Below are 18,898 nucleotides of genomic sequence, written 5' to 3' on the forward strand. Positions count from 1 at the left end.
ACCTCTTGGTAGCCGAAGCGCCCCCAATCGGAGAACTCGAGGCACGTCGTCCGTTTCCGGAACGTATGGGCCCCAAGGGGAACTTGATCTACAACCTGATCACCACCACCGATCACAAGCTGATCGGCATCATGTACTGCGTTGCGTGCTTCGCGTTCTTCGCGATCGGTGGCCTGATGGCGCTGTTCATGCGTACCGAGCTGGCGATGCCGGGTCTGCAGTTCCTGTCCAACGAGCAGTTCAACCAGCTGTTCACCATGCACGGCACGGTGATGCTGCTGTTCTACGCGACGCCCATCGTGTTCGGCTTCGCCAACCTGGTGCTGCCGCTGCAGATCGGTGCGCCCGACGTGGCGTTCCCGCGCCTCAACGCGTTTTCGTTCTGGCTGTTCCTGTTCGGCGCGCTGATCGCGATCGCCGGCTTCATCACCCCTGGCGGTGCCGCTGACTTCGGCTGGACGGCGTACTCACCGCTGACCGACGCGATCCACTCGCCCGGTGCCGGTGGCGACCTGTGGATCATGGGTCTGGCCGTCGGTGGCCTCGGCACGATCCTCGGTGGCGTCAACATGGTCACCACCGTGGTGTGCATGCGCGCACCCGGCATGACGATGTTCCGCATGCCGGTGTTCACCTGGAACATCCTGGTGACCTCGATCCTGGTGCTGCTGGCCTTTCCGCTGCTGACCGCCGCGCTGTTCGGCCTGGCCGCCGACCGCCACCTGGGTGCCCACATCTACGACCCGGCCAACGGCGGTGTGCTGTTGTGGCAGCACCTGTTCTGGTTCTTCGGCCACCCCGAGGTGTACATCATCGCGTTGCCGTTCTTCGGCATCGTCTCCGAGATCTTCCCGGTGTTCAGCCGCAAGCCCATCTTCGGTTACACCACCCTGATCTACGCCACCATCAGCATCGCGGCGCTGTCGGTCGCGGTGTGGGCGCACCACATGTATGCCACCGGCGCGGTGCTGCTGCCGTTCTTCTCGTTCATGACGTTCCTGATCGCGGTCCCGACCGGCATCAAGTTCTTCAACTGGATCGGCACGATGTGGAAGGGCCAGTTGACGTTCGAGACACCGATGCTGTTCTCGGTCGGCTTCCTCATCACGTTCCTGCTGGGTGGCCTGTCCGGCGTGCTGCTGGCCAGCCCGCCGCTGGACTTCCACGTCACCGACAGCTACTTCGTCATCGCGCACTTCCACTACGTGCTCTTCGGCACCATCGTGTTCGCCACCTACGCGGGCATCTACTTCTGGTTCCCGAAGATGACGGGCCGCCTGCTCGACGAGCGGCTGGGCAAGCTGCACTTCTGGCTGACGTTCATCGGCTTCCACACCACGTTCCTGGTGCAGCACTGGGTGGGTGACGAGGGCATGCCGCGTCGCTACGCCGACTACCTGCCCAGCGACGGGTTCACGACGCTCAACGTCATCTCGACCATCGGCGCGTTCATCCTCGGTGTGTCGGTGCTGCCGTTCGCCTGGAACGTCTTCAAGAGCTGGCGCTACGGCGAGCCGGTCACGGTCGACGATCCGTGGGGCTACGGCAACTCGTTGGAGTGGGCGACCTCCTGCCCGCCGCCGCGGCACAACTTCACCGAGCTGCCGCGCATCCGGTCGGAGCGTCCGGCGTTCGAGCTGCACTACCCGCACATGGTCGAGCGGATGCGTGCCGAGGCCCACGTGGGCCGGTCGCATCACCCCGAGCTCGAAACCGCGGACAAGTCCAGTTGACGGTAGGCGGCATCCGGGGGAGGTGAGTCGGAAGGTGCCTTCGCCTATCGGTCCTTCGCGCGAGCGCTCATCGGTTCTGATCACCGTCACCGGCGTCGATCAACCAGGCGTCACCTCGGCCCTGTTCGAGGTGCTGTCCCGCCACAAGGTGGAACTGCGCAACGTCGAACAGGTCGTCATCCGCGGCCGGCTCACCTTGGGTGTGCTGGTCGCGGTGCCTGCTGACATCGCTGACGGAGACGGCCTGCGCAGCGACGTCGAGGCCGCCATACACGGCGTCGGTCTCGACGTCGTGATCGAGCGCAGCGACGACCTTCCGGTGATGCGGGAGCCGTCCACGCACACGATCGTGGTGCTGGGCCGCCCCATCACGGCGGGTGCGTTCAGTGTGGTGGCCCGGGCAGTAGCCGAACTGGGCGTCAACATCGACTTCATCCGCGGAGTCTCGGACTATCCGGTGACCGGCCTTGAGCTTCGCGTCTCCGTGCCGTCAGGAGCCGCGTACGGGCAGCTGCAGACCGCGCTCGCGAAGGTCGCGGTCGACGAGGGTGTCGACATCGCGCTGGAGGATTACAGCCTGTCGCGCCGGGCCAAGCGGCTCATCGTCTTCGACGTCGACTCCACGCTGATCCAGGGCGAGGTGATCGAGATGCTCGCCGCGCGGGTGGGCGCGGAGGCTGCGGTCGCCGAGGTCACCGAGGCGGCCATGCGCGGCGAACTGGACTTCGCCGAGTCGTTGCACCGCCGAGTCGCGACGCTGGCCGGGTTGCCTGCCGAGGTACTCGACGACGTGGCCGAGCAGCTCGAGCTGACGCCCGGCGCACGCACGACCATCCGAACCCTGCGGCGGCTGGGCTTTCACTGCGGCGTGGTGTCCGGCGGTTTCCGCCAGGTGATCGAGCCACTCGCGCACGAGTTGATGCTCGACTACGTCGCGGCCAACGAGCTCGAGATCGTCGACGGCAAGCTCACCGGACGCGTGATCGGATCCGTCATCGACCGGCCGGGTAAAGCCAAGGCGCTGCGCGACTTCGCCCAACAGGTCGGTGTGCCGATGGAGCAGACCGTGGCCGTCGGTGACGGCGCCAACGACATCGACATGCTGGCGGCAGCCGGGCTGGGTGTCGCGTTCAACGCCAAGCCCGCACTGCGCGAGGTCGCCGACGCATCGCTGAGCCACCCCTACCTCGACACCGTGTTGTTCATCCTCGGCATCACGCGCGGTGAGATCGAGGCGGCCGACGCCGTCGACGGTGTGGTGCGACGCGTCGACATCCCGGACGACTGACGTAGGCTTAGCCCGTGATGACGGTCAAGCACGCGATTCTGGTTGGTGGTTTCGCAGTCGCAGCGGTCCTCGGACTGGTGGCAGTCGCGGCACCGGCCGAGGCCAAGCGTTGCCCGTCGGGCACCGTTCAGTCGAAGTTCGAAGGCGTATGCGTCAAGGGTGCGTCGGGCGGCGGGCTCGTGCCCGTGCTGCCGCCGAGCGGCGGGGGCCCCGTGATCGGCGGGCAGCCCGGTGGTCTGGCGACCGTGAACGGCATCCCGTGCACCAAGGAGCACTACGGCACCTGCCTGGCGATGACCCAGCAGCCGTAGCGGCCCGCTACACGACCAAAGCCTGCTGCTGCGGTTCGACCGTGCCGGTGATGCTGTGCCAGGCCCGGACCAGGAGTTCGACGGCTTCTTCGAGTTGCGGTTCGGGTAACGCGTAGGGCAATCGGACGAAGCGCTCCAGCGTGCCGTCCACACCGAACCGGGGGCCCGCAGGCAGATCGACACCCATGCGCGAGGCCGCGGCCGCCAACGCGGTGCTCATCGGGGCGGGCAGCTTGATCCACAGCGACATACCGCCGCGGCCGGGACCCGGCTGCCAATCCGGCAGTTCGCGCGCCAGCAGCGAGACCAGGAACTGCCTGCGAGCGCGGATCAGCTCCCGGCGTTCCGGCAGCACCTCGTCCCGCGTGGCGAGCAGCCTTGCCGCCGCGAGTTGTTCGAGGATCGACGTTCCGAGGTCAACGGAGGGCCGGATGGCGGCTATGGTCGCCAGCGTGGCGCGCTCGGCGCGGATCCAGCCGACCCGCAAGCCGCCCCAGAACGACTTCGACATCGAGCCGACCGTGAGCACCAGGTCATGGCGTCCCACCGCCGCGGCGAGCGGCTCGGGCGGTGCCTCGTCCATCCACATGTCGATGATCGATTCGTCGACGATGGTTCGGGTGCGCGTGTCGGAGATGATCTGCCCCAACCGTTTCCGATCCTCGGCGGGCATGATGAAGCCGGTCGGATTGTGGTTGTCGGGAATGAGGTAGGCCAGGCTCGGTGCAAGCTGGCGCAGGGCAGCATGCACGGCATCCAACTCCCACCCGTCCTCGGTGAGTGCGACCGGCACGGCGCGGGCGCCGGCAGTTGAGATCGCCGACAGCGCACCGTGATAGGTGGGTTGCTCGACCAGCACCCGATCGCCCGGCTGGGTGTGCGTCGCGAGGATCAGGCCGATCGCGTGTTGCGCGCCGCTGGTCACCATGATCTGGCTGGGGTCGGTGGGAAGGCCACGTGCGCAATATCTTTCGGCGATCGCCGCGCGGAGTGCGCTGACGCCCATCAACTCGTGGCCGGGCTCCTGCAGATAGGGCGGAATGTCCTTCGCGGCCTCGGCGAACGCCTCGAGGACCGGGGTGCTCGGTGCGGCGAGCGCTGCTGCGGCGAGGTTCACGGTCGGGGTGCCCGCCTCGGCGGGCACCTGGGGGCGGACCGGCAACGCCGTGGTGCTGCGGGCGCCGCGGCGGGCGTTGAGGTAGCCGTCCTCACGCAGCTGGGCGAACGCCGCGGTGACCGTGGTGCGCGATACCCGCAGGGCCTCGGCCAGGGCTCGCTCGCTGGGCAGGCGCGAACCGACCGGAACCCGGCCGTCGACGATGAGCAACCGGATCGCGTCCGCGAGGCCGAGATACGCCGGTCCACTCATACTGGACGTGCGCCAGTTTCCGAGTTCGCGGGCCAAAAGGTCCACATCGAGCGCTCTGGCAGCCATGTCTGGACTCATAATGATGCCAGTATCCGCCAACTGGCTATTGATGAGCAAGCCAGATCGCCAGATTATCGGGATATGCGAACAAATTGGCTTTCTCGACTGGCCGAATCCCTGGCGAATACGTTCAGGTGGCCCGGCCTCAACGGCAGCTTCGACTATGCGGACCGCGACGAAGAGCGCATGCGCCGCGAGCTGGAGCTGATCCGGCTGCGTTTCCAGCACCATTCATGAGGGCCGCGGTCACTCGCGGGACGCTGCTGATAACTGGCCTGATCGGGTACGGCTTCTCGATGGGCATGATGGTCCGCGCCGGGCTCGGCCTGGACCCGTGGGATGTCTTCCATCAGGGCCTGACCCGCCACACCCCGATGACCATCGGCATCGCTTCGGCGGTCGTCGGGGTGGTCGTGTTGTTGGCGTGGATCCCGCTGCGTAACCGGCCGGGGATCGGCACCGTCGCCAACGTCATCGTCATCGCCGTCACGGTCGATGCGACGCTCGCACTGCTGCCGGCGCCGTCGGCCATGCCGGCGCGCATCGCGATGATGGTGGGTGCCGTGGTGCTCAATGCCGTCGCCACGGTCCTCTACATCGGCGCAGGCCTCGGACCCGGTCCGCGCGACGGTCTGATGACCGGCCTCGTCGCGCGTACCGGTTTGTCGGTTCGGTTGGTTCGCACCGCCATCGAGGCGACCGTGCTGGTGATCGGCTGGCTTTTGGGCGGCACCGTCGGCGTCGGGACGGTCGTCTACGCGTTCGGCATCGGACCGCTCGTGCAGCTGTTTCTGCGACTTATGCCACGTCGCATACTTTTCCACGACTTCAGCGGTGGCGACCGAGCCCGTCGGGAACGCGTCACTACGATGAGCGAGTGCCCACAACCGGAGAAGACGCAGCCGACGGTTTCCACGACGAAGACCTGCTGATCGACTTCGCCAGGGTGACGCTGCGCCGGGGCGGCAACACCCTGGTGGGGCCCGTCACCTGGGCGGTTGAACTCGACGAACGCTGGGTGGTCATCGGGCCGAACGGCGCGGGCAAGACCTCACTGCTGCGCATCGCCGCAGCGCAGGAACATCCCTCTTCTGGTACCGCCTATGTGCTCGGTGAACGGCTCGGCCGCACCGACATGTCCGAGCTGCGTTCCCGCGTCGGCTTGAGCAGTTCCGCACTGTCCCAACGGATTCCCGACGGCGAGATCGTGCGCGACCTCGTGGTGTCGGCCGGATACGCGGTGCTCGGCCGGTGGCGCGAGAGCTATGAAGAGGTCGACTACGCGCAGGCCGTCGACATGCTCGAAAGCGTGGGCGCCGAGCATCTCGCCGAGCGCGCCTACGGCACGTTGTCCGAAGGCGAGCGCAAGCGAGTGCTGATCGCTCGGTCGTTGATGACCGATCCGGAGCTGCTGCTGCTCGACGAACCCGCGGCCGGGCTCGACCTCGGCGGGCGCGAGGAACTCGTGGCGAGATTGACCGATCTGGCCGCCGACGCGGACGCGCCGGCCATGGTGTTGGTCACCCACCATGTCGAGGAGATCCCACTAGGGTTCACCCACGGCCTGATTCTGTCCGAAGGCAAGGTCGTTGCGTCGGGTCTGTTGACCGACGTGTTGACTGCAGAGAATCTGTCCAAGGCGTTCGGCCAGTCGATCGCGCTGGATGTGATCGACGGACGGTACTTTGCGCGTCGGGTCAGGAGCCGCGCAGCGCACAGGAGGCGAGATTGACCAGTAACGATGAGCGCTTGCGCGAGGACCCGGCCGGTACGGATCCACTGGTGCCGCGGCCTGCGGCGACGGTGATGTTGGTCCGTGACACGGCCGAGGGAATCAAAGTTTTCTTGATGCGCAGGCATGCGGCGATGGATTTCGTCGCCGGTGTCATGGTGTTCCCGGGCGGTGGCGTCGACGATCGCGATCGCAACGCCGACATCGCCTGGTTCGGTCCGGAGCCGGCGTGGTGGGCTCAGCGGCTCGGCGTCGACATCGGCCTGGCCGAAGCGCTCGTGTGTGCGGCCGCCCGGGAAACGTTCGAGGAGTCGGGCGTGCTGTTCGCGGGCCCGGCCGACGATCCCGACGGAATCGTCCGCGACGCCTCGGTGTACGGCGACGCGCGGGCCGCCCTGGCCAACCATTCGTTGTCGTTCGCGGACTTCCTGCGCGACGAGAAGCTCGTCCTACGGGCCGATCTGCTGCGGCCGTGGGCCAACTGGGTGACGCCCAAAGAGGAACGCACACGTCGCTACGACACCTACTTCTTCGTCGGCGCCCTGCCGGAGGGGCAGCGGGCCGACGGCGAGAACACCGAGAGCGACCAGGCGTTCTGGAGCACTCCGCAAGCGGGGCTCGACGACTTCGAAGCAGGCCGCAGCTTCCTGTTGCCGCCGACCTGGACCCAGTTGGACTCGCTGAACGGCCGTACGGTCGCAGAGGTCCTCGCGGTCGAGCGCAAGATCGTGGCGATTGAGCCCAGCCTGGCGGTCGGCGGCGGGAACTGGGAGATCGAGTTCTTCGACAGTGAGCGGTACAACGCCGCGCGGAATCACCGGTCGCCATGAATGAATTTGTCAGCGTCGTGATCGGGGCCGTGCCGGAGCAGTCCGGGGTGGCGACCTTGCTGCTGTCGCGGCCGCCGACCAACGCCCTCACGCGGCAGATCTACCGCGAGATCTCGTCGGCCGCCGCCGAGCTCGCCGAACGCGCCGATGTGGCCGCCGTGATCCTGTTCGGCGGCCATGAGATCTTCTGCGCCGGCGACGACGTGCCCGAACTGCGCACCCTCGACGTCGAGGAGGAGGCCGCGGCCGACCACGCGCTGCAACGCTGCATCGAGGCCGTGGCCGCCATCCCCAAACCCACCGTGGCGGCTATCACCGGCTATGCCCTGGGCAGTGGGCTGACGTTGGCGCTCGCCGCGGATTGGCGCGTGAGCGGTGACAACGTCAAGTTCGGCTCGACCGAGATTCTGGCCGGCCTCGCGCCCCGGGGTGGGGGCGGCACGCGGCTGGCGGGTGCCATCGGGCCCAGCAAAGCCAAAGAGCTGGTGTTCAGCGGACGCTTCGTCGGTGCCGAGGAAGCACTGGGGTTGGGCCTGATCGACGAGATGGTGGCGCCCGACCACGTCTTCGACGCCGCCCTGGCGTGGGCGCGACGCTTCGTCGACCATCCGGTCGATGTGCTGGCCGCGGCAAAGGCCGCCGTCGACCGGGTCGTGGACCGGCCCTGACGCGCATTGGACAACGGCCGTTAGGCTGCCCTTCATGACGGAAACGAAGGAACCCGGCACCGACTTCGATGCGCCGGTCGATGCGGCTGGCATGCCGGCTCCTAACCCCCACGCGACGGCCGAACAGGTCGAGGCCGCGATGCATGACAGCAAGCTCGCCCAGGTCCTCTACCACGACTGGGAGGCCGAGACTTACGACGAGAAATGGTCGATCTCCTATGACCAGCGCTGCATCGACTACGCCCGCGGCCGGTTCGACGCGATCGTTCCCGAGGAGGAGCAGCGCAATCTGCCCTACGACAGGGCGCTGGAGCTGGGCTGCGGCACCGGGTTCTTTCTGCTCAACCTCATCCAGTCCGGGGTCGCGCGGCGCGGTTCGGTGACCGATCTGTCGCCGGGCATGGTCAAGGTCGCCACGCGCAACGGGCAGTCGCTTGGCCTGGACATCGACGGCCGCGTCGCCGACGCCGAGGGCATCCCGTACGAGGACAACACGTTCGATCTCGTCGTCGGCCATGCCGTGCTGCACCACATCCCCGACGTCGAGCTGTCGCTGCGCGAGGTCGTCCGCATCCTCAAACCGGGCGGTCGTTTCGTATTCGCCGGCGAGCCGACGACCGTCGGCAACCGCTACGCGCGTGAACTGTCCACGCTGACGTGGCACGCCACCACGAATCTCACCAAGCTGCCTTGGCTGAACGGTTGGCGCCGCCCGCAGGCTGAGCTCGACGAGTCGTCGCGGGCCGCCGCGCTCGAGGCCGTCGTCGACCTGCACACGTTCGATCCCGCCGATCTGGAGCGCATGGCCACCAACGCCGGTGCGGTCGAGGTACGCACGGCGAGTGAGGAATTCACCGCCGCCATGCTGGGCTGGCCCGTTCGCACGTTCGAGGCGGCCGTGCCACCCGGACGACTGGGCTGGGGCTGGGCGAAGTTCGCGTTCAACAGTTGGACCACGCTCAGTTGGGTGGATGCCAACGTGTGGCGCCGCGTGGTTCCCAAGGGCTGGTTCTACAACGTGATGGTCACCGGAGTCAAGCCGTCGTAGCGTTCGACAGCGACGCGGTCGCGTTCCTGCGTTCGGAGGCGGGTAGACACGCGTTGCGGCAGGTCGCCGGCCACCCGCTGACCGGGGCCACGTTGGTGAGCGACATCGCCTCGCTGCGAACACAATTCGGTGACCGCGCCGCGGTGCTCGTCGAGACCGTCCAGCTGCGCCGACGCGCGGCGGCCAAGTTCGACGACCCGTCGGACTGGTTGTTCACCGACGAGGCTCTGCAGCAGGCCACCGCGGCGCCGGTGGCCGCCCACCGGGCTGCCCGGCTGCGTGGTGCACGTGTGCACGACGCGACGTGTTCGATCGGCAGTGAGCTTGTGGCGCTGAGGGATACGGCCGAGCAACTGGTGGGCAGCGACATCGATCCGGTGCGCCTGGCGATGGCTGCCAACAACGTCGGTGGCGTGGACCTGTGCCGCGCCGACGCATTGCGGCCCATCACCCGCGACGCGGTCGTGATACTCGACCCCGCCCGACGCCAGGGTGGGCGGCGCCGGTTCGACCCACGTGCCTACACCCCGGCCCTCGACGCCGTCCTCGAGACGTACCGAGATCGAGACATGGTTGTAAAGTGCGCTCCCGGAATCGATTTCGATCAAGTCGAGCAATTGGGTTTCGCCGGTGAGATTGAAGTGACCTCCTCGGGAGGGGGAGTGCGCGAAGCGTGCCTGTGGTCTTCGGGGCTCACCGAATCCGGCGTACGGCGACGGGCCACCGTGCTCGACCGTGGCGAGCACATCACCGACGTCGAACCCGATGACTGTCCGGTCGCCCCCGCCGGTCGCTGGATCGTCGATCCCGACGGAGCGGTCGTGCGGGCCGGACTCGTGCGGCACTACGCGGCACGGCACGGGTTGTGGCAACTCGATCCCGACATCGCCTACCTGTCCGGTGACCGGCTGCCGGACGGGGTGCGCGGGTTCGAGGTGCTCGAACAGCTCGCCTACCACGAGCGGCGGCTGCGGACGGCGCTCGCAGCCCGGTCGGTGGGCGCGGTCGAGATCCTGGTCCGCGGGGTCGACGTCGACCCCGACGCGCTGAGGGCGCGGCTGCGGCTGCGGGGTCAAGAGCGCCTCGCGGTCGTCATCGCCCGGCTGGGATCCGGGGCGGCCAGTCGGGCAACGGCATTCATTTGTCGGCCGTCCTGGTGACCCGCCAGTAGGCTTGAATCCGATGCGCCGGTGTCCGGCGTGACCTGACCCCTTACGAGGACGACTGAGGATGCGAATTCCCCCTGTGCTGGCGCTGATCGCGGCCGGTCTGCTCGGAGGCTGGGGCGGCTTGCCGACGGCGGCCGCCCAGACCGCATGCGCCGAACTCGGCGGCACGGTTGACCAGGATCAGGTGTGCCAGGTGCATACCGCCAACGCCGCCTACACGCTGGACTACACGTTCCCCGAGGGCTACCCCGATCAGCAGGCCATCACCGGCTACCTGATCCAGACCCGCGATGGCTTCGTGAACGTCTCGGACATGCCCGGTTCCCGTGACCAGCCGTACGTGTTGGACGCCAGGGGAACTGCCTACACGTCCGGCGCCCCCGGACTGCCGCCGCGCACCCAGAGCCTGGTGTTCGAGGTGTATCAGAACGTCGGCGGCGCTCACCCTCAGACCTGGTACAAGGCGTTCAACTACGACCTGCTGACCCGCGCGCCGATCACGTTCGACCGGCTGTTCAAGCCCGGCACCAGGCCGCTCGACGTCATCTTCCCGATCGTGCAGCGCGAACTGCAGAAGCAGTCAGGCGTCGAACAGGCGATACCGCAGTCCGTCGGGTTGGACCCCACGCACTATCAGAACTTCGCGATCACCGATGACTCGGTGATCTTCTTCTTCGGTCAGGGCGAACTGCTCTCCGAAGCGGCCGGAGCGACCCAGGCATCGGTGCCACGCTCCGCGCTGGCGCCGATGCTCGCTTAGGCGGGTGCCGGCGGCTCACACCGTCGTCGAAGCACGCTTCTTGTCGCCAGTGGGATCGTAGGACTCCCAGAACGCAGCGCCGGTGATCCCGAGTTTGAGCGGGTCGAAAACAGGGTCCAGGCCGGCCTTCTGCTGTTTCTCGTAGTCCCACAACGCGGCTAATGCCGGCTGCTGCAGGATGATGATGCCGATGATGTTCAGCCACGCCATCAATCCGACGCCGATGTCACCGAGTGTCCAGGCCTCTGTGGCGGTCGAGGTCGCCCCGATCACCACCGACACCAGGATGAGCGCCTGCAGCAACATTGTGGCGTTCGATCCCACGGTGCCGCGGATAACCGGGACCGGTATCGAATTGGCCTTGCCGAGAATGAACCGCAGGTTCGTCTCGGCCATGTAGTAGTAGGCGACCAACGTGGTGAAGCAGAAGAACGCCAACGAGATCGCGATGAACGAGGCACCGGCACCGCTCCACAGAGAATCGAAGCCGACCTGTGCGAAGGCAGGTCCCACCGCGGCATCGGACGGCAGTAGACCACCGTCTGCGAGCACTGCACCCGTCTCGCTCTCGCCTTCGAAGACACGGTAGGCGCCTGTCGAGAGGATCAGAAAACCCGTGGCCGAGCAGATGAAGAGCGTGTCGACGTAAACCGCGAACGCTTGAACCAGACCCTGCTTGGCCGGGTGGGACACCTCGGCGGCAGCGGCCGCGTGCGGTCCGGTGCCCTGGCCGGCCTCGTTCGAGTAGATCCCGCGTTTGACACCCCACATCACGGCAGACCCGATGATGGCGCCGAAGGCCGAGTCCAGGCCGAATGCGCTGGCGAAGATCATCCGCAGTACCTCGGGGATCTCACTCGCGTTGACCGCGACGATGACGAGGGCGAGGGCGATGTAGACCACCGCCATGAACGGCACGACGATCGACGCGAATGCCGCGATGCGTTTGACGCCGCCGATGATGACGAAGGCCAGCACGATCACCGTGCCGACGCCGACCCACCAGGTCGAGAACCCCCATGCCGAATTCATCGCCACCGCCATCGAATTCGACTGAACACTGGGCAGGAGTAGCCCACAGGCCAGCACAGTGACAGCAGCGAAAACCATCCCGTAGACCTTGAAGAACCCCGCGCCACGCGTATGCGCCAGTGCGCGACTGAGGTAGTAAGCAGGTCCGCCCCGGTACTCACCCGTCAACCGGTCGCGAGTTTTGTAGATCTGGCCAAGCGTGCATTCGATGAACGATGTCGACGCGCCCAGGAAGGCCACTGCCCACATCCAGAACAGCGCGCCAGGACCGCCGAACGCGATCGCGGTGGCGACTCCCGCGATGTTGCCGGTGCCGACCCGACCGGCGAGCGACATGGTGAGCGCCTGAAACGACGACACCCCGGATGGCGACTTCTCGCCTTTGAGCATCAGCCGGATCATCTCCGGCACTTGGCGGACCTGCAGGAACCGCGTCCGAATCGAGAAGTACACGCCCGCGGCCAGGCACAGATACACCAGTGCGCTGCTCCAGACGTAGCCGTTCACGTTGTCCAGGAATTCCGACACAGGTCGGATCCTGGCATGTATCTGACGGTTGACTGTTAAGAATCTGTCAACTCAAAGTTAGATCTTCTGCTCAGGCTGGCGCGAAGCCGTACACCTGGCCGTCGCTCGTGGCGGTGACGACGCGGCGGTCGTGGCCGATCGAGACGCCGACCGGCCAGCCCGTGGCCTCGGGCAGGGGATAGGTGTTGATCGTGCGTCCATCGGCACTGTCGAACACCAGCAATGCCTGGCCGTGTCCGCCCTCGCGGGCCACGGTGTATCCGACGCCGCCCGCGCGGCTCGACGTGGACAGCGGTGTGACGTCGTCGCGCGTCCACACGACTTCGCCGCGGTCGCCCTCGTCTCGCACGGCCAGGAGTTTCGCGTCCGGTCCGCCGCCCGCCACGATCAATCCGTCGGGAGACACGGACGGCGGAGTTTGAGCCAGATAGTCCAGGGGCACCGACCATTTCGCCGAACCGTCGGCGGTGTTGATCGCCCACAACCGTTCGTCACGTCCGTTGACGTAGGCCGTCGCGCCATCCGCGGAAAGCACCGGGCTGGCGAACGGACCCCGGCCCACGGCATCGCTGGTCCACTCGCGCGCCAGCAGCGGCGTCTGACCGGGCCGGTACTTCAGCCCGACCAAAACGGGCGCCTCCGCTCCTGGTTCCCACAACGTGAGCACGATGGTGCTGCTCGCGGCGGAGAACGCCGGTGCGGCCGCCACCGGGCAACGGGACCGCGCCAGCTGGCAGTCGCCAAGGCCGCGCTGCGGATCGGTCGGGTCGACGCCCGACACAAGGTCCAGCGGTGTGCCCTCGACCGTTCCGCGATGCGCGTCGAACACCAGGACCTGACCGAGATGGGTGATCACCAACAGTTGGCCGTCGGTGAGAATCCTCGGCGTCGTCGGCATGCCGATCACCGGCTGGCGCCACCGGATCCACTGGGTGGGCGGGAATGACAGCATCGCGCCCGGCTGGCCGACGTACACGTTGTCGAAGCCGTCGAAAAGCGGGCTCGACCAACCGCCGCCCTGTACCAGACGTGTGCACCAGCGTTGCCGGGCGTTGTTGTCGGCTTCCCAGACCATCAGCGAGCAACCGCCCGCACTCTGCGCGTTGACCGCCAGGTACTGGCCGGAGCCGAGTGCCACCTGCGCGGCCATGTCACCCTTTGCCGACCGGCTCCACTCGAGCCGCAGATTGTCGGCGCCCGGAGTCGTCGTGAAGCTGCTGTTGGCGGCGTCTCCGTACTGCGCCGCCCATCCTGAAGCGGCGTGCGCCTCGACCCAGGAATCGGTGTTCTCACAACCGGCGAGCAGGCCCGTGAGCAGCGCAGCTACCGCCAGCGCAAGGTATCGCCGGATCACGGTGTCCTTTCGTCGGGAAGCCGGACTGGGCCGCATGGATCGACCACGTGAGGGTAACCCGGCGGCCCGGGTGCGCTCGCGTAGGCTTTCCGGCCATGACGACGATGTGGGGCGCACCGATTCACAAACGGTGGCGTGGGTCCCGGCTGCGCGACCCGCGCCAGGCCGACTTTCTCACGATGGCATCGCTGAAGTGGGTCATCGCCAACCGCGCGTTCACCCCGTGGTACCTGGTGCGGTATTGGCGGTTGCTGAAATTCAAGCTGGCCAACCCGCACATCATCACCCGCGGCATGGTGTTCCTCGGTAAAGGCGTGGAGATTCAGTGCACACCGGAGCTGGCTCAGATGGAGATCGGCCGCTGGGTGCACATCGGCGACAAGAACACCATCCGCTGCCACGAGGGTTCGCTGCGGATCGGCGACAAGGTGGTGCTCGGCCGCGACAATGTCATCAACACCTACCTCGACATCGAGCTCGGTGACTCGGCGCTGATGGCCGACTGGTGCTACGTCTGCGACTTCGACCACAAGATGGACGACATCAACGTTCCGATCAAAGACCAAGGCATCGTCAAGAGCCCGGTGCGCATCGGCCCGGACACCTGGATCGCCGCCAAGGTGACGGTGCTGCGGGGCACGACGGTCGGGCGAGGCTGCGTGCTCGGTGCGCACGCGGTGGTCAAGGGCGACATCCCCGATCACTCGATCGCGGTCGGATCGCCCGCCAAGGTCGTCAAGAACCGCAAGCTGGCGTGGGAGACGTCGGCGGCGCAGCGCGCCGAACTCGCTGCGGCGCTGGCCGACATCGAACGCAAGAAGGCGGCGAGCAACTAAGCTCACAGCGGTGCAGCAGTCCGGCCAGACCCCAGAGCCCGACGACGAGCCGGACTACCGCTTCACGCTCGCCAACGAGCGGACATTCCTGGCCTGGCAGCGCACTTCGCTGGGACTGCTCGCGGCCGCGGTGGCGGTCATCCAGTTCGTTCCGGACCTGGGCCTGCCCGGCGCCCGCCACATTCTGGGGTTGGTGCTGACAATGCTGGCGACGGCGACCGCCGCGGTCGGGCTGTGGCGCTGGCGCCAGGTCGATCGCGCGATGCGGGCCGGCACTGCGCTGCCACGCCATCCCACTCCGAGCTATCTCGCGGTGGGATTGTGTGTGATCGGCCTGCTGGTCCTGATCGCCGCGGTGGTGAGGCTGGTCACGAGTTGAGGACTTTCGAGCAGACCGTGCCCGCACAGCGGACGGCGTTGTCCTGGACGCGGACGTCGTTCGCCGTGCTCGGCACCGGGGCCGTGCACATGCTGCACGACATCCAGGACCATCGGGCCGGCTTCGGGTTGGTAGCGGCGGGCGTGGCCGTGGTGATCTCGCTGCTCACCTATCTGATCGGGGTCCGCAGGCAGCGCCTGCTTGGCCGTGACCCGCTGCCGAAACGACTGGCGGCCACCGTTGAGGTGCACGCGGTGACGGCGGCAGTGCTGATTCTCATTGCCGTATCGGTGCTTTCGTTGCCGCTGTAGTCAGCACTCGACACCAAAGGTTTCGCGAAAGGCGGTGCGCCCCGCGTCGGTGACCGTCAGAGCGCGGCCGCGCGGTGCGCGCCTGAGCCAACCGGCCGACAGGCTTCGGTCGAGCACGGCCCGGCCGAGCCGGCCCGACAGGTGATGGCGTTGTTCGGTCCAGTCCACGCAGTAGCGGACGAGTGGTCTTCGGCCCGAAGGCAATTCGATGCCGATGTCGGTGAGAAAGTCCCGTCCGGTCGCGGTGAGGGCGTACTCGACGTCGTGGCCGGGGCTGCTGAGCGCGTCGTGCATATCGCGGTCGGGGTGGTAGTGCCCGTCGCCGCCGACGAGGACCTCCCGGTCGATCAGGCTGCCCATGATCTGCACCCCCAGCCGTCCCGCTATGTGGTCGTAACAGGTTCGCGCGCTGCGCAACCGCGCCGCCCTGGTGCCTTCGCGCAATGAGGTCACCGGACGTGCCGGGGCGAGTCTGCCGAGTTGCTCGAGCAGCGCGCCGACCTCTGGACCGGCCAGCCGGTAGTAACGGTGGCGGCCGTGGGTCTGGACCGAGAGCAGACCGGCATCGGTGAGTTTGTGCAGGTGACTGCTTGCGGTGGGGCGGCTGACGCCTGCCTCGTCGGCGAGGACGCTCGCGGGCAGGGCACGACCGTCGTCAAGGGCAAGCAGCACTTTGCATCTGGCTGGGTCGGCCAGCAGCGCGGCCACTGCCGCGATGTCGATGTCGGCCGCCGACGGTAGTTCGTGCGCCTCATGCACGGCATGCCTCCGTTTCGCGTGTGCGGACCATCGCCGTCACCGCGATCGCGGCAGCCAGCTGGCACAGCCCGCCGAGCAGCAACGCAGCGCGCACGCCTGCGTCGCCGCCGATCGCCGCCATGGTGCTACCCAACACCGCCACACCGACAGTGATACCCAGCAGCCGGGCAAGATTCACCACGCTCGCTGCCATCCCGGACTGCCGCACCGGCGTCGCCTCCATCGCGAGCGCGACGGCCGGACCGGTGGTCAGTGCCAAACCTGCCCCGGCAAGGACGAACGACGTTTCCAGCAGCCAGATCGGCGATGTGGCGCCTGCCGCGGCGTAGAGCAACAGACCGCAGGCCATCAGCACCAAACCCGCAGTCATCGTGGTGCGCGAGCTGGTCCTTCTGGTCAGGCTGGTCGCCGCCGGGATCAGCAGCAGGTAGGTCACCGGCATCGGAAGGAACCAGACCGCGGTCGCCAGCGCACTGAGCCATCGAAGTTGTTGGAAGGCAAAGGTGTTGACGAGCAGCAGCCCGTAGATACCGAACGTCATGACGAATGTCGCGAGCAACGCGGCAACGAGTCGGCGGCTGCCGAACATGTCCAGCGGCAGCATCGGGTTTCGGCTACGGCGTTGGCGCAGGAAGAACCCCGCGACCGCGAGCACCGCCACGATCGCGACCGCAGCGATCCGGTCCGGCGGCCACGCACGTCCTTCGATGAGAGCGACGGTCAGCGAGCCGAGGGCCAGCACCGCGAGCAGTTGTCCCGCCGGGTCGATGTGAGCGGCGGCCGGATCTCGGGATTCCGGCAGGTGACGGTAGCTCAGCAGCAACGCGAGCACGCCGACCGGTGCGTTGAGCCAGAAGATCCAGCGCCAGCCGGCGGTGTCGGCGAGGACACCGCCGAGCAGCGGTCCGATCGCGGTGCTGCTCGCGGCGGCCATCGCCCATGCTGCGGTCGACCTGGCCCGGTCCGCGGGATCAGGGAACGCGGCCGCCGTGATGGCCAAACCCTGCGGCAGCATCATCGCGGCCCCGACGCCCTGAACGGCTCTGGCGGCCAGGAGGAATGGCGTCGTCGCGGCAAGCGCGCACGCCAGGGATGCGGCGACGAAGGTCACCAGGCCGATACGCAGCAGCCGGCGCCTGCCGAATCGGTCACCGAGCGAACCCGCGGCGAGCAACAGTGCGGCGAACGTCACGTTGTAGGCGTCGATCGTCCATTGCGCAGCGGATACCCCGCCGCCGAGCTCGGTCCCGATCGCGGGCAGTGCCAGGTTGACCGCGTTCGCGTCGACGAGGCCGACGAAAAGCCCGAGGTAGGCCGCGATCAGAGTGAGTCTCTGGGAACGCGTGAGTGCCATACCCGCACGCTAGGCGCGGAACGATTCGACGCCGGTCGAAGTGTTTCAGCGGTCGGGCAGTGCGTGCTCGACGATCGGACGACGGGGATGCGGTTCGCGTTCGCGGCGCTTGGCCGCCAGGTACACCTGCGAGGTCTCGGCTGCGACGGTGTGCCAGTCGAAGTCTGCGGTGAGCCGTTCCCGTGCCGCCACCGCGCGCCGTTGTGCCGCGTCGGGGTCGTCGAGAACCGCGCGCACGGCAGCGGCCAATCCGGCCACATCCCGTGGTGCGAACGACATCCCGGTCTGGCCGTCGATCACCGCCTCGCCGAGCCCGCCGACGTTGGAGGTGACGAGCGGGGTTCCGGTCGCCGCTGCCTCGAGTGCGACGATGCCGAACGGCTCGTAGTGACTGGGGAGGACGGCCGCGTCGGCCTCCTGCAGCGCCCGTACCAAATCGTCGTGGCCGAGACGCCCGACGAAGCGAGTAGCCTTGAGCACCTTGTGTTTTCGGGCCTGCTCGATGAGCCACTGCTGCTGTGTGCCGTCGCCGGCGATGGTCAGCGTGGTACCGGGGTGGGCGCGGCGGATCCGGGGAAGCGCCGCGATCGCGTCGTGCACGCCCTTTTCGTACTCCAGCCGACCGACGTAGAGCAGCTGGGCCGGGCCCTGACGGGGTTTCCGTCGCGCGAACGGCCAGAGCTCGGCGTCGATCCCGTTGCGGATCACGCGGATATCGGCGAGGTCGGGGCCGAAGAGCTCGGTGATCTCGTCGTTCATCGAGGCCGAACAGGTTATGAGGGAATCGGATTCACGCACCAGCCACGACTCGACGGCATGCACCTGACGGCTGATCGGGCCGGAGACCCAGCCGGAGTGTCGGCCGGCCTCGGTGGCATGGATCGTGGAAACCAGTGGTACATCGAAGAATTCGGCCAACGCGATGGCGGGGTGGGCGACGAGCCAGTCGTGGGCGTGCACGACATCGGGCAGCCATGGGTTGCCCGAACGGTCCCTGACCGCCAGCCCGGTGCGCACCATGGCGTGGCCCATCGCGAGCGTCCAGGCCATCATGTCGGTGCCGAATTCGAACTCGTGCGGATCCTGCGCGGCCGCGACGACGCGGACGCCCTCGCTGACCACGTCGGTCGACGGGTGGGTGCTCGGGTCTGTGCCGGAGGGGCGGCGGCTGAGCACGACGACCTCATGGCCGTCGGCCGCGAGCGCGGTCGCCAGGTGATGCACGTGACGGCCGAGGCCGCCGACCACAACGGGCGGGTACTCCCATGACACCATCAGGATTTTCACAGTTGCGTGCCTTTGAGCCGGTGCGAGCGACCGCAGAATGCCGGGATTTTGCGGCGTGTCGGTGTACAGACACGGTCGCTCGCGGAGCGG

Annotated in this window: 20 protein-coding genes; 14 read left to right on the forward strand and 6 right to left on the reverse strand. The window is 67.4% G+C overall.

Going from position 1 to position 18,898, the window contains the following annotated elements; all coding sequences use genetic code 11:
• Positions 1–5: 5 nt before the first annotated feature.
• Genes ctaD through AWC31_RS16570 form a run of 3 tightly spaced genes read left to right on the forward strand, consistent with a single transcriptional unit; the run spans position 6 to position 3,332 of the window.
• Positions 6–1,733 carry an aa3-type cytochrome oxidase subunit I gene (ctaD, locus tag AWC31_RS16560; protein WP_067857392.1) on the forward strand — a complete coding sequence of 576 codons (1,728 nt, stop codon included), beginning with the start codon at positions 6–8 and terminating at the stop codon, positions 1,731–1,733.
• 34 nt (positions 1,734–1,767) lie between these two features.
• Entirely contained in the window at positions 1,768–3,021 is a 1,254-nt protein-coding gene (serB, locus tag AWC31_RS16565) for a phosphoserine phosphatase SerB (RefSeq protein WP_085145206.1), read from the forward strand.
• A gap of 17 nt (positions 3,022–3,038) precedes the next feature.
• Positions 3,039–3,332, forward strand: coding sequence for a hypothetical protein (locus tag AWC31_RS16570; RefSeq protein ID WP_234816881.1), 294 nt, complete (start codon positions 3,039–3,041; stop codon positions 3,330–3,332).
• 7 nt (positions 3,333–3,339) lie between these two features.
• Here the strand turns inward: AWC31_RS16570 and yczR are convergent, their stop codons facing one another.
• Positions 3,340–4,779 (reverse strand): MocR-like transcription factor YczR, encoded by a 1,440-nt coding sequence (gene yczR, locus AWC31_RS16575; protein ID WP_085145208.1) that lies wholly within the window; start codon positions 4,777–4,779, stop codon positions 3,340–3,342.
• Between the two features lie 63 nt (positions 4,780–4,842).
• Here yczR and AWC31_RS16580 point away from each other — a divergent pair, with 63 nt between their 5' ends.
• The 8 genes from AWC31_RS16580 (at position 4,843) to AWC31_RS16615 (ending at position 10,968) form a co-directional block, all read left to right on the forward strand.
• Positions 4,843–4,998: a hypothetical protein gene (locus tag AWC31_RS16580; protein WP_234791010.1), complete on the forward strand. Its 156-nt coding sequence runs from the start codon at positions 4,843–4,845 to the stop codon at positions 4,996–4,998.
• On the forward strand, positions 4,995–5,693 hold the full coding sequence (gene yczE / locus AWC31_RS16585; protein ID WP_085145209.1) for a membrane protein YczE: 699 nt from the start codon (positions 4,995–4,997) through the stop codon (positions 5,691–5,693). The genes AWC31_RS16580 and yczE overlap by 4 nt, the downstream gene beginning before the upstream one ends.
• The gene (locus tag AWC31_RS16590; protein WP_085145210.1) at positions 5,639–6,493 is read left to right on the forward strand and encodes an ABC transporter ATP-binding protein; all 855 of its coding nucleotides are present in this window, start codon (positions 5,639–5,641) and stop codon (positions 6,491–6,493) included. Before yczE ends, AWC31_RS16590 begins: the two co-directional genes overlap by 55 nt.
• 74 nt (positions 6,494–6,567) lie before the next feature.
• A complete protein-coding gene (locus tag AWC31_RS16595) occupies positions 6,568–7,323 on the forward strand; it encodes an NUDIX hydrolase (RefSeq protein ID WP_085145494.1) in 756 nt (251 codons plus the stop codon).
• Positions 7,320–7,991: an enoyl-CoA hydratase gene (locus AWC31_RS16600; RefSeq protein WP_085145211.1), complete on the forward strand. Its 672-nt coding sequence runs from the start codon at positions 7,320–7,322 to the stop codon at positions 7,989–7,991. The genes AWC31_RS16595 and AWC31_RS16600 overlap by 4 nt, the downstream gene beginning before the upstream one ends.
• Before the next feature lie 91 nt (positions 7,992–8,082).
• Entirely contained in the window at positions 8,083–9,039 is a 957-nt protein-coding gene (locus AWC31_RS16605; protein ID WP_198539016.1) for a class I SAM-dependent methyltransferase, read from the forward strand.
• Positions 8,997–10,199: a THUMP-like domain-containing protein gene (locus tag AWC31_RS16610; protein WP_085145495.1), complete on the forward strand. Its 1,203-nt coding sequence runs from the start codon at positions 8,997–8,999 to the stop codon at positions 10,197–10,199. The genes AWC31_RS16605 and AWC31_RS16610 overlap by 43 nt, the downstream gene beginning before the upstream one ends.
• 70 nt (positions 10,200–10,269) lie before the next feature.
• Positions 10,270–10,968 carry an esterase gene (locus AWC31_RS16615; protein WP_085145212.1) on the forward strand — a complete coding sequence of 233 codons (699 nt, stop codon included), beginning with the start codon at positions 10,270–10,272 and terminating at the stop codon, positions 10,966–10,968.
• 15 nt (positions 10,969–10,983) lie between these two features.
• Here AWC31_RS16615 and AWC31_RS16620 read toward each other — a convergent pair whose 3' ends face one another.
• Positions 10,984–12,528, reverse strand: a complete 1,545-nt coding sequence (locus AWC31_RS16620) for an alanine/glycine:cation symporter family protein (protein WP_085145213.1) — start codon at positions 12,526–12,528, stop codon at positions 10,984–10,986.
• A gap of 70 nt (positions 12,529–12,598) precedes the next feature.
• Entirely contained in the window at positions 12,599–13,882 is a 1,284-nt protein-coding gene (locus AWC31_RS16625) for a BamB-related PQQ repeat family beta-propellar protein (RefSeq protein ID WP_085145496.1), read from the reverse strand.
• A 95-nt stretch (positions 13,883–13,977) separates the two neighbouring features.
• On the opposite strand from AWC31_RS16625, the gene AWC31_RS16630 reads away from it, so the two are divergent.
• From AWC31_RS16630 to AWC31_RS16640, 3 genes are read left to right on the forward strand one after another with little or no spacing between them, the layout of a single operon-like run.
• Positions 13,978–14,718 (forward strand): acyltransferase, encoded by a 741-nt coding sequence (locus AWC31_RS16630; RefSeq protein ID WP_067857302.1) that lies wholly within the window; start codon positions 13,978–13,980, stop codon positions 14,716–14,718.
• Between the two features lie 10 nt (positions 14,719–14,728).
• Positions 14,729–15,097, forward strand: a complete 369-nt coding sequence (locus AWC31_RS16635; protein WP_085145214.1) for a YidH family protein — start codon at positions 14,729–14,731, stop codon at positions 15,095–15,097.
• A 17-nt stretch (positions 15,098–15,114) separates the two neighbouring features.
• The gene (locus AWC31_RS16640; protein ID WP_234816882.1) at positions 15,115–15,408 is read left to right on the forward strand and encodes a DUF202 domain-containing protein; all 294 of its coding nucleotides are present in this window, start codon (positions 15,115–15,117) and stop codon (positions 15,406–15,408) included.
• Here AWC31_RS16640 and AWC31_RS16645 read toward each other — a convergent pair whose 3' ends face one another.
• The 3 genes from AWC31_RS16645 to AWC31_RS16655 are packed head-to-tail and all read right to left on the reverse strand — an operon-like array spanning position 15,409 to position 18,808.
• On the reverse strand, positions 15,409–16,167 hold the full coding sequence (locus tag AWC31_RS16645) for an ArsR/SmtB family transcription factor (protein ID WP_085145216.1): 759 nt from the start codon (positions 16,165–16,167) through the stop codon (positions 15,409–15,411).
• Positions 16,160–17,521, reverse strand: coding sequence for an MFS transporter (locus AWC31_RS16650; protein ID WP_085145217.1), 1,362 nt, complete (start codon positions 17,519–17,521; stop codon positions 16,160–16,162). The genes AWC31_RS16645 and AWC31_RS16650 overlap by 8 nt, the downstream gene beginning before the upstream one ends.
• 45 nt (positions 17,522–17,566) lie before the next feature.
• Positions 17,567–18,808, reverse strand: coding sequence for a glycosyltransferase family 4 protein (locus AWC31_RS16655; protein ID WP_085145218.1), 1,242 nt, complete (start codon positions 18,806–18,808; stop codon positions 17,567–17,569).
• Positions 18,809–18,898: the final 90 nt, after the last annotated feature.

It is taken from the genome of Mycolicibacterium wolinskyi (genome assembly GCF_002101965.1).
In the GTDB taxonomy this organism is placed as follows: domain Bacteria; phylum Actinomycetota; class Actinomycetes; order Mycobacteriales; family Mycobacteriaceae; genus Mycobacterium; species Mycobacterium wolinskyi.

Bases quoted from the DNA above. Each gene is read 5' to 3' on its own strand.
- AWC31_RS16580 (WP_234791010.1), top strand. From the start codon at position 4,843: ATGCGAACAAATTGGCTTTCTCGACTGGCCGAATCCCTGGCGAATACG.
- AWC31_RS16595 (WP_085145494.1), top strand. From the start codon at position 6,568: ATGTTGGTCCGTGACACGGCCGAGGGAATCAAAGTTTTCTTGATGCGC.
- yczR (WP_085145208.1), bottom strand. From the start codon at position 4,779: ATGAGTCCAGACATGGCTGCCAGAGCGCTCGATGTGGACCTTTTGGCC.
- AWC31_RS16630 (WP_067857302.1), top strand. From the start codon at position 13,978: ATGACGACGATGTGGGGCGCACCGATTCACAAACGGTGGCGTGGGTCC.
- AWC31_RS16600 (WP_085145211.1), top strand. From the start codon at position 7,320: ATGAATGAATTTGTCAGCGTCGTGATCGGGGCCGTGCCGGAGCAGTCC.
- AWC31_RS16570 (WP_234816881.1), top strand. From the start codon at position 3,039: ATGACGGTCAAGCACGCGATTCTGGTTGGTGGTTTCGCAGTCGCAGCG.
- AWC31_RS16650 (WP_085145217.1), bottom strand. From the start codon at position 17,521: ATGGCACTCACGCGTTCCCAGAGACTCACTCTGATCGCGGCCTACCTC.
- AWC31_RS16605 (WP_198539016.1), top strand. From the start codon at position 8,083: ATGCCGGCTCCTAACCCCCACGCGACGGCCGAACAGGTCGAGGCCGCG.
- yczE (WP_085145209.1), top strand. From the start codon at position 4,995: ATGAGGGCCGCGGTCACTCGCGGGACGCTGCTGATAACTGGCCTGATC.
- AWC31_RS16615 (WP_085145212.1), top strand. From the start codon at position 10,270: ATGCGAATTCCCCCTGTGCTGGCGCTGATCGCGGCCGGTCTGCTCGGA.